The following is a 7482-nucleotide window of genomic DNA, read 5'->3' as shown; positions in this document are numbered from 1 at the left end:
CTGCCCTGTTCGTGACGCTCTGCGTCATTAATTCGTATCGCGCCGCTTACTTGGGACAGGATGCAGCGCTTCCAGAACGGCATTCCCACGCGGCACGTTGGAATGATGACTTACGCTTCAATATGACTTGCGTATCTAATAAACACGGCGAATACACAGGCTCAACGAGTTATCGACTCAGTCGAGCCAATCAACCGCCACCCAGCACCACACTCAGCGCATTGCGCGCATCGTCCAGTTGCACCAGCGAAGCATGGCGTGCGCCCAGCGCGTCGCGGTTCTGGATGGCGGTGAGGATTGCCTTGTGGCGGGGCATGGCCAGTTCGTGCAGGTTGGGGCGTTTGTTGGAGTATTTGAGCGCTTCACGCAACGCCAGCGACAGCATGTTGCACAAGTGCGCGAGCAGGTCGTTATGGGTGGCATCGGCGATGCGGCTGTGGAAGTCGAGATCGGGTTGCAGCAGGTCTTCCGGGGTCGGTGCGGCCTCCATGCGCAGGTAGGCTTCGTGAATCGACTCGATTTCTGCGTCCGTGGCATGTTGCGCAGCCAGTGCTGCAACAGCCGGTTCGATGACTGCGCGCACACTGGTCAGCAGGTTGAAGAATTCATTCTGCGGCGAACTTTGCATCACCCAGTGCAGCACATCCGGGTCCAGCAGGTGCCATTCGCGTCGGGCCTTGACCACCGTGCCGACACGCGGCCGCGAGTAGACCAGCCCCTTGGCGACCAGAACCCGTGTGGCTTCGCGCAGTACCGGGCGGCTGACGGCGTACTCTTCACAGAGCAGTGCTTCGGCAGGCAGCTTTTCGTCAGGCTTGAAACGGCCGGATACGATTTGCATGCCCAGTTCCTGGACAATGCGCGCGTGCATGCTTTTTCGGTCGGAAGGCTTTCGATAATCCATGAGAGCGCAATTGGGTCCTGGCAGTGATTGCTGGGCATCATACCATCGCACAACAGTGACGGCGGTCGCCAGAACAAGGGACCGCCGCTTCTTTTAGTGCGAGTGGCGAGGCACTTCTGAACCTCTGCAACCGACCAGAAAGTCGAAGTCGCAGCCTTGATCCGCCTGCATCACACGGTCCACGTACAGTTGGCGATAGCCACCGAGTAACAGCTGCTGCGGTGCCTGCCAATCGGCGAGGCGTGCCGCCAGTTCGGCTTCCGGGATGTCCAGATGCAGACGTCCGCCAGCGCAGTCCAGCTCGATCCAGTCACCTTCCTTGACCACGGCCAATGGCCCGCCGGCTGCGGCTTCCGGTGCCACATGCAAAACCACTGTGCCGTAGGCCGTGCCGCTCATACGTGCATCGGAAATACGCACCATGTCAGTCACGCCCTGCGCCAGCAGCTTGGCTGGCAAGCCCATGTTGCCGACCTCGGCCATGCCGGGATAACCCTTGGGGCCACAGTTCTTGAGGACCATGACCGACGTGGCGTCGATGTCCAGATCCGGATCGTTGATCCGCGCCTTGTACATTTCAAAGTTCTCGAACACCACCGCCCGGCCCCGATGCTGCATCAGTGCTGGCGTGGCGGCAGACGGTTTGAGCACTGCGCCGAGGGGGGCGAGGTTGCCGCGCAATACGCAGATACCGCCATCGGCGCGAATCGGATTGTCCAGCGCACGGATTACCTGGTCCTCGCCATAGATCGGTGAATTGCAGGTGTTTTCGCCAATGCTTTTACCATTGACCGTAAGTGCGTCCGGATTGGGCAGCAAATTGGCTTCGTTCATGCGCCGCAGCACGGCAGGCAGGCCACCGGCGTAGTAAAACTCTTCCATCAGGAAGCGCCCTGAGGGTTGCAGGTCGACGATGGTCGGCATACCGCGGCCCATGCGCGACCAGTCGTCCAGGTCCAGGTCGACGCCGATGCGCCCGGCAATCGCCTTCAGGTGAATAACGGCGTTGGTCGAACCGCCAATGGCCGCATTGACCCGGATGGCGTTTTCGAATGCGGCCTTGGTGAGAATCTTTGACAGGCGCAGGTCTTCACGAACCATGTCCACCGCACGCATGCCGGACATGTGGGCCAGCACGTAACGTCGCGAATCCACCGCAGGAATGGCGGCGTTGTGTGGCAATGAAGTGCCCAGCGCTTCGGCCATGCAGGCCATGGTCGAGGCCGTGCCCATTGTGTTGCAGGTGCCTGCCGAGCGAGACATGCCGGCTTCGGCGGACAGGAATTCATCCAGGCTGATGGTGCCGGCCTTGTAGGACTCATGCATCTGCCAGACGATGGTGCCGGCGCCGATGTCCTTGCCCTGATGCTTGCCGTTGAGCATCGGTCCGCCAGTCACGACGATGGCAGGTATGTCGCAACTGGCGGCACCCATCAGCAGGGCAGGCGTGGTTTTGTCACAGCCAGTCAGCAGCACGACGCCATCGATGGGGTTGCCGCGAATCGCTTCTTCAACGTCCATGCTCGCCAGGTTGCGAGTGAACATTGCGGTAGGGCGCAGGTTGGATTCGCCGTTGGAAAACACCGGAAACTCGACCGGCCAGCCGCCTGCTTCGATCACGCCACGTTTGACGTGTTCGGCGATCTGCCGGAAATGCGCGTTGCAGGGGGTCAACTCCGACCAGGTATTGCAAATGCCGATGATCGGTTTGCCCTGGAACTGATGGTCGGCAATACCCTGATTCTTCATCCAGCTACGGTACATGAAGCCATTCTTGTCAGCGGTGCCAAACCACTGGGCAGAACGGAGGGTCGGTTTTTTATCGGAGTCAGACATGATCGGCTCTCTTATTGTAAGACTTAATGGCGATGCTGCTGGCTAAGGTAAGCCTAAAAAACGCGTATTGGAAGAGTTGTCAGTTCAAATAGTATTACTATATAGTCAATCGTAGACGAGGGATCATCCTGGCATATGTGCAGCTTCATTCGGCACCCAGTCACAGAGGTGATCCCCGCAGGTTCCATAACAAAAACAATGGGAGACCGCCTACATGAGCCAGGAACTGCGGCTTATACGCCGCATTACGTTCAAACTGATTCCATTTCTTATCCTGCTTTACCTGATCGCTTATGTGGACCGCTCTGCCGTGGGCTTTGCCAAGCTGCACATGGGCGCCGACATCGGTATCGGCGACGCGGCCTACGGGCTGGGTGCCGGGCTGTTTTTCATCGGCTACTTCCTGTTTGAAATCCCCAGCAACCTGATGCTCGAGCGTTTTGGCGCACGCCGCTGGTTCGCACGAATCATGATCACCTGGGGCGCGATCACCATCGGCATGGCCTTCGTCCAAGGGCCGCACAGCTTCTATGTGATGCGTTTTCTGCTCGGTGCTGCCGAGGCGGGCTTCTTTCCCGGTGTGCTGTACTACATCACCCAGTGGTTTCCGGTGCGCCATCGCGGCAAGATCCTTGGCCTTTTCATCCTCTCGCAACCCATCGCCATGATGATCACCGGGCCGGTGTCCGGTGGTTTGCTGGGCATGGACGGCATACTCGGCCTGCATGGCTGGCAATGGCTGTTCATCGTCATCGGCACGCCAGCGATTCTGTTGACCTGGCCGGTGCTGCGCTGGTTGCCGGACGGTCCGCAACAGGTCAAATGGATGGACCAGACCGAGAAAGACTGGCTGACCGGTGAGCTGAAAAAGGACCTGGAAGAATACGGCCAGACCCGCCACGGCAATCCGTTGCACCCCTTGAAAGACAAGCGCGTGCTGCTGCTGGCGCTGTTCTACCTGCCGGTGACGTTGAGTATCTACGGTCTGGGCCTGTGGCTGCCGACGCTGATCAAACAGTTCGGTGGCAGTGACCTGACCACCGGCTTTGTGTCTTCGGTGCCGTACATTTTCGGCATCATTGGCCTGCTGATCGTGCCGCGCAGTTCCGACCGCCTCAACGACCGTTACGGGCATCTGGCCGTGCTGTATGTGCTGGGTGCCATCGGCCTGTTCTGCAGCGCCTGGCTGACCCTGCCGGTGGCGCAGCTGGCTGCATTGTGTGTCGTGGCGTTTGCGCTGTTCTCCTGCACGGCGGTGTTCTGGACATTGCCAGGGCGGTTCTTTGCCGGTGCCAGTGCCGCAGCCGGTATCGCGCTGATCAATTCGGTCGGCAACCTGGGCGGCTACATCGGGCCGTTCGTGATCGGTGCGTTGAAGGAAATCACCGGCAGCCTGGCATCGGGCCTCTATTTTCTGTCGGGCGTCATGGTCTTCGGGCTGCTGCTGACCGGCATCGTCTATCACGTGCTGGAGCGCAAGCATGTGCTGCCAGTGTCCGACTTCGCGGCGAGTGCCAAGGCGAGATAGGTTTTCAGCGGCCCATTATCTGGAAGGAGAATTTCATGCGGTTAGTACAGTTTGAACTGAGCGACGGTCAGCGCCGGGTCGGTCTGGTCGACGGTGATCAGGTACGTGAGGTCCAGGGTGTCGAAAGTGTTCGCGAGCTGGCGCTGGCGGCAATCGAGGCGGGTTCGGCTCTGGCGCACCAGGTCGAGCAGCGTGGCGTTGGCGAGACGCACGACTATTCGCAGTTGCTTGAGGAGTTGCGGATCCTGCCGCCGCTCGACCATCCTGACCCGGCGCACTTACTGGTCAGCGGCACCGGGCTGACCCATCTGGGCAGTGCGTCGGCACGCGACAAGATGCACCAGCAGTCCGGCGACGAAGCTTCGATGACCGACACCATGCGTATCTTCAAATGGGGCGTCGAAGGCGGCAAGCCGGCTGCGGGGCAGGCCGGTGTTCAGCCAGAGTGGTTCTACAAGGGTGATGGCAGCATTGTCGTGCGCCCCGGCCATTCGTTTTCGCTGCCGCCTTTCGCCGAAGATGGCGGGGAAGAGCCCGAGCTGAGTGGCCTGTATGTGATCGGTCATGACCGCAAGCCTTATCGTCTGGGCTTCGCCATTGGTAATGAATACTCCGACCACGTCATGGAACGTCGCAACTACCTGTATCTGGCGCATTCGAAACTGCGCGCCTGTTCGTTCGGGCCGGAGTTGCGCGTGGGCGACTTGCCGCAAAGCCTGTCGGGCACCAGTCGGGTCTGGCGCGACGGCAAGGTGCTGTGGGAAAAAGAGTTCCTCAGTGGCGAAGCGAACATGTGCCACAGCCTGGAAAACCTTGAATACCATCACTTCAAGTACGCACAGTTCCTCAGGCCCGGTGACGTGCATGTGCATTTCTTCGGCACCGCGACACTGTCGTTTGCCGATGGCGTGCGCACCCAGCCGGGCGATCGTTTCGAGATCAGTCAGGCCGAGTTCGGCAAGCCGCTGGTCAACGGTTTGGCACCGAGCGAGCCGGTGTTTCAGCCGGGCGGCATCGGCAAGCTGTAAGCGCAGTCCCTGTTTGATTGCTCACCGTGCCAGCGCTCGGCGCTGGTACGGCTCTACTTACGCTCCGACTGTATCTACGCCTGTCTTTTGCCCTATCATTCGCGCTTTTGCTGGCCGGATGAATTTCATGACTACCACACCCACCACACTGCTTGCTGCCCTTGAAGCCACTACCATGCTGGAAATTGACGGTCTGCACGCTTGGGATTTCTCTCTGGGCGATGAACTGAACGTCGAATGCATGGACGGCCGCGAGCGCAAGGTATGGCGCTTCAGCAAAGCCCAAGTCGACGCCGCGACCTTTGATGAATCCCTGCAAAGCTGGGTGATCAATGACGGCAATGCCGATCACCGGATCATCTGCCTGGATGCCTTTACCCCCTCCGATGAAGATGATTCCGCGCAGGATTGAGTAAATGCGGGCTGGCGCTGTCATAGACCCGACAGTGCCGTAACAGGCATCAATAATTTCGACAAAAAGGGATGCCCCCCATGCCTCATAAATTTCTGCCGTGGCTGGCGATTGCCAGTGCCATGAGCGCGTTTACCCTGCAGGCCCAAGCCATGCCCGATACTGAATTGCTGATAGGTTCCTACACACAAGGCAAGAGTGAAGGGATCTATCGTTTTGCCTTCAACAGCGAAACCGGGATGATCGATGCCAAGCCGCTGCAAGTGGTCAAAACCGAAAACCCCTCGTGGCTGACAGTGTCCAGAGACCAGCGTTATCTGTTCGCGGTCAATGAAAACGGCCCAGGGCAAAAAGATGTGGTCGGTAAGGTCAGCAGCTTTGCAATCGACCCGAAAACCCGTCAGATCACGCCGATCAATCAGGTTCAAAGCCGCGGTGAAGAACCGACGCACTCCAGCCTGAGTTATGACGGCCGCTACCTGTTCGTTGCCAACTACGCAGTAAACCCTGAACCGGGCGGCGCGCTGACAGTGGTGCCAGTGGGCAAGGACGGTACGTTGAGCGAGGCCGTTCAGGTCTTGCCGCTGGGGCCCGGAAGCAAGGTCAACAGTGAGCGGCAGATGTCGTCCCATGTGCATCTGGCCGTGCCGACCCCGGATGACAAGTACGTAGTGAGCGCTGACTTGGGCGCTGACAAGCTGTTTGTGTATCGCTACGACGCGAGCCAGGCCAAGCCACTGCAGCCAGCCAAGGAGCCGACCGTGCAATTGCCGGGTGGCTCCGGACCACGTCACACCCTGTTCAGTGCTGATGGCAAGCGTGCCTGGCTGGTGCTGGAAATGACGGCGCAGGTCGCGGTGTTTGATTACCATGACGGCGTCTTCAAGCAGACCCAACTGGTTGATATGAAGAGCAAAGGCGTGCAGGAGAAAAACGGTGGCGGTGCCTTGCACACCTCACCGGACGGCAAGTTTCTCTATGTGACCAATCGTGGTGACGCGAATCAGGTCGTGGTATTCCGGATCGATCAGGCCAGCGGCAAGCTGGAAGAAATTCAGCGCCGTTCCCTGGAAGGCAAGGAGCCACGCGAGTTCGCCTTTGACCCGACTGGCAAGTACATGCTGTTCGCCAATCAGAAGAGCAACCAGATCGTGACCGTGCGCCGTGATCCGCAGAGCGGGAAGATCGGTGAAACGGTGCAGAAATTTGATGCAGATTCACCTTCTTATCTGCGTTTTCTGACTGACAAGTAAGCCTTTCCAGCTCCAGCCCTCTAGATACAAGGGCTGGAGCCGTTATCATTCTTGATGATATGGGTTAGTGCTACAAAAGATTTCTGCTGAACCACCCTCGGGCGTAAGTTTGAGTCACGGCCAAGACGGCTAACACTTCAAGCAAACGCTAACCGGATAACGAGGGGTGACCGACATGAATTTCAATCTTTTCTCCATCATTGCTGCATCGGCTGTTTCCGCAAGCGTTGCGCTTCCAGCCAGTGCCAGTGTCGATGTAACTGACAAAAAAGCCCACGCTGCTCAGACCTACACTCAGACCTACACCTCGAAATACCTGCAACAGAGCGCTAATTTCTACGCAGCGCTGGATCACAAATCCGCTCAATGATTCATCAGCCGTCACGCTTTCGCGAGCATGTTCGCCAACACAGGTCCCTGCGACTTACTGCCCACTGCGCGGCAGACCATGCACGGAATGTCAGGCGAGCCTGTTCGCGAAAGCATTGACGGCGATGGCGTATTCAAGACCGGACGCAGAG

General features: G+C 58.7%; 7 protein-coding genes. 5 read left to right on the top strand and 2 right to left on the bottom strand.

All coding sequences use genetic code 11. The features are described from left to right. Positions 1-190: 190 nt before the first annotated feature. A complete protein-coding gene (locus ALO64_RS04620; protein ID WP_002554489.1) occupies positions 191-904 on the bottom strand; it encodes a FadR/GntR family transcriptional regulator in 714 nt (237 codons plus the stop codon). Positions 905-997: 93 nt separating this feature from the next. After that, positions 998-2740 carry an IlvD/Edd family dehydratase gene (locus tag ALO64_RS04615; RefSeq protein ID WP_002554488.1) on the bottom strand — a complete coding sequence of 581 codons (1743 nt, stop codon included), beginning with the start codon at positions 2738-2740 and terminating at the stop codon, positions 998-1000. Between the two features lie 214 nt (positions 2741-2954). On the opposite strand from ALO64_RS04615, the gene ALO64_RS04610 reads away from it, so the two are divergent. The 5 genes from ALO64_RS04610 to ALO64_RS04590 all read left to right on the top strand — a co-directional run bounded on the left by ALO64_RS04610 (position 2955) and on the right by ALO64_RS04590 (position 7331). Further along, entirely contained in the window at positions 2955-4268 is a 1314-nt protein-coding gene (locus ALO64_RS04610; RefSeq protein WP_044343706.1) for an MFS transporter, read from the top strand. Positions 4269-4303: 35 nt separating this feature from the next. Then, positions 4304-5296: an AraD1 family protein gene (gene araD1, locus ALO64_RS04605; RefSeq protein WP_004418549.1), complete on the top strand. Its 993-nt coding sequence runs from the start codon at positions 4304-4306 to the stop codon at positions 5294-5296. A 127-nt stretch (positions 5297-5423) separates the two neighbouring features. Further along, positions 5424-5708, top strand: a complete 285-nt coding sequence (locus ALO64_RS04600; RefSeq protein WP_004665918.1) for a DUF5629 family protein — start codon at positions 5424-5426, stop codon at positions 5706-5708. Between the two features lie 80 nt (positions 5709-5788). Further along, a complete protein-coding gene (locus ALO64_RS04595) occupies positions 5789-6961 on the top strand; it encodes a lactonase family protein (RefSeq protein WP_044343707.1) in 1173 nt (390 codons plus the stop codon). Between the two features lie 175 nt (positions 6962-7136). Then, positions 7137-7331, top strand: coding sequence for a hypothetical protein (locus ALO64_RS04590; protein WP_004665916.1), 195 nt, complete (start codon positions 7137-7139; stop codon positions 7329-7331). Positions 7332-7482 lie beyond the last annotated feature (151 nt).

The organism is Pseudomonas meliae (genome assembly GCF_001400515.1).
In the GTDB taxonomy this organism is placed as follows: Bacteria; Pseudomonadota; Gammaproteobacteria; order Pseudomonadales; family Pseudomonadaceae; genus Aquipseudomonas; species Aquipseudomonas amygdali.
Note: the sequence above shows the minus strand (reverse complement) of the source record. Positions and strands in the feature narration are given on the sequence as shown.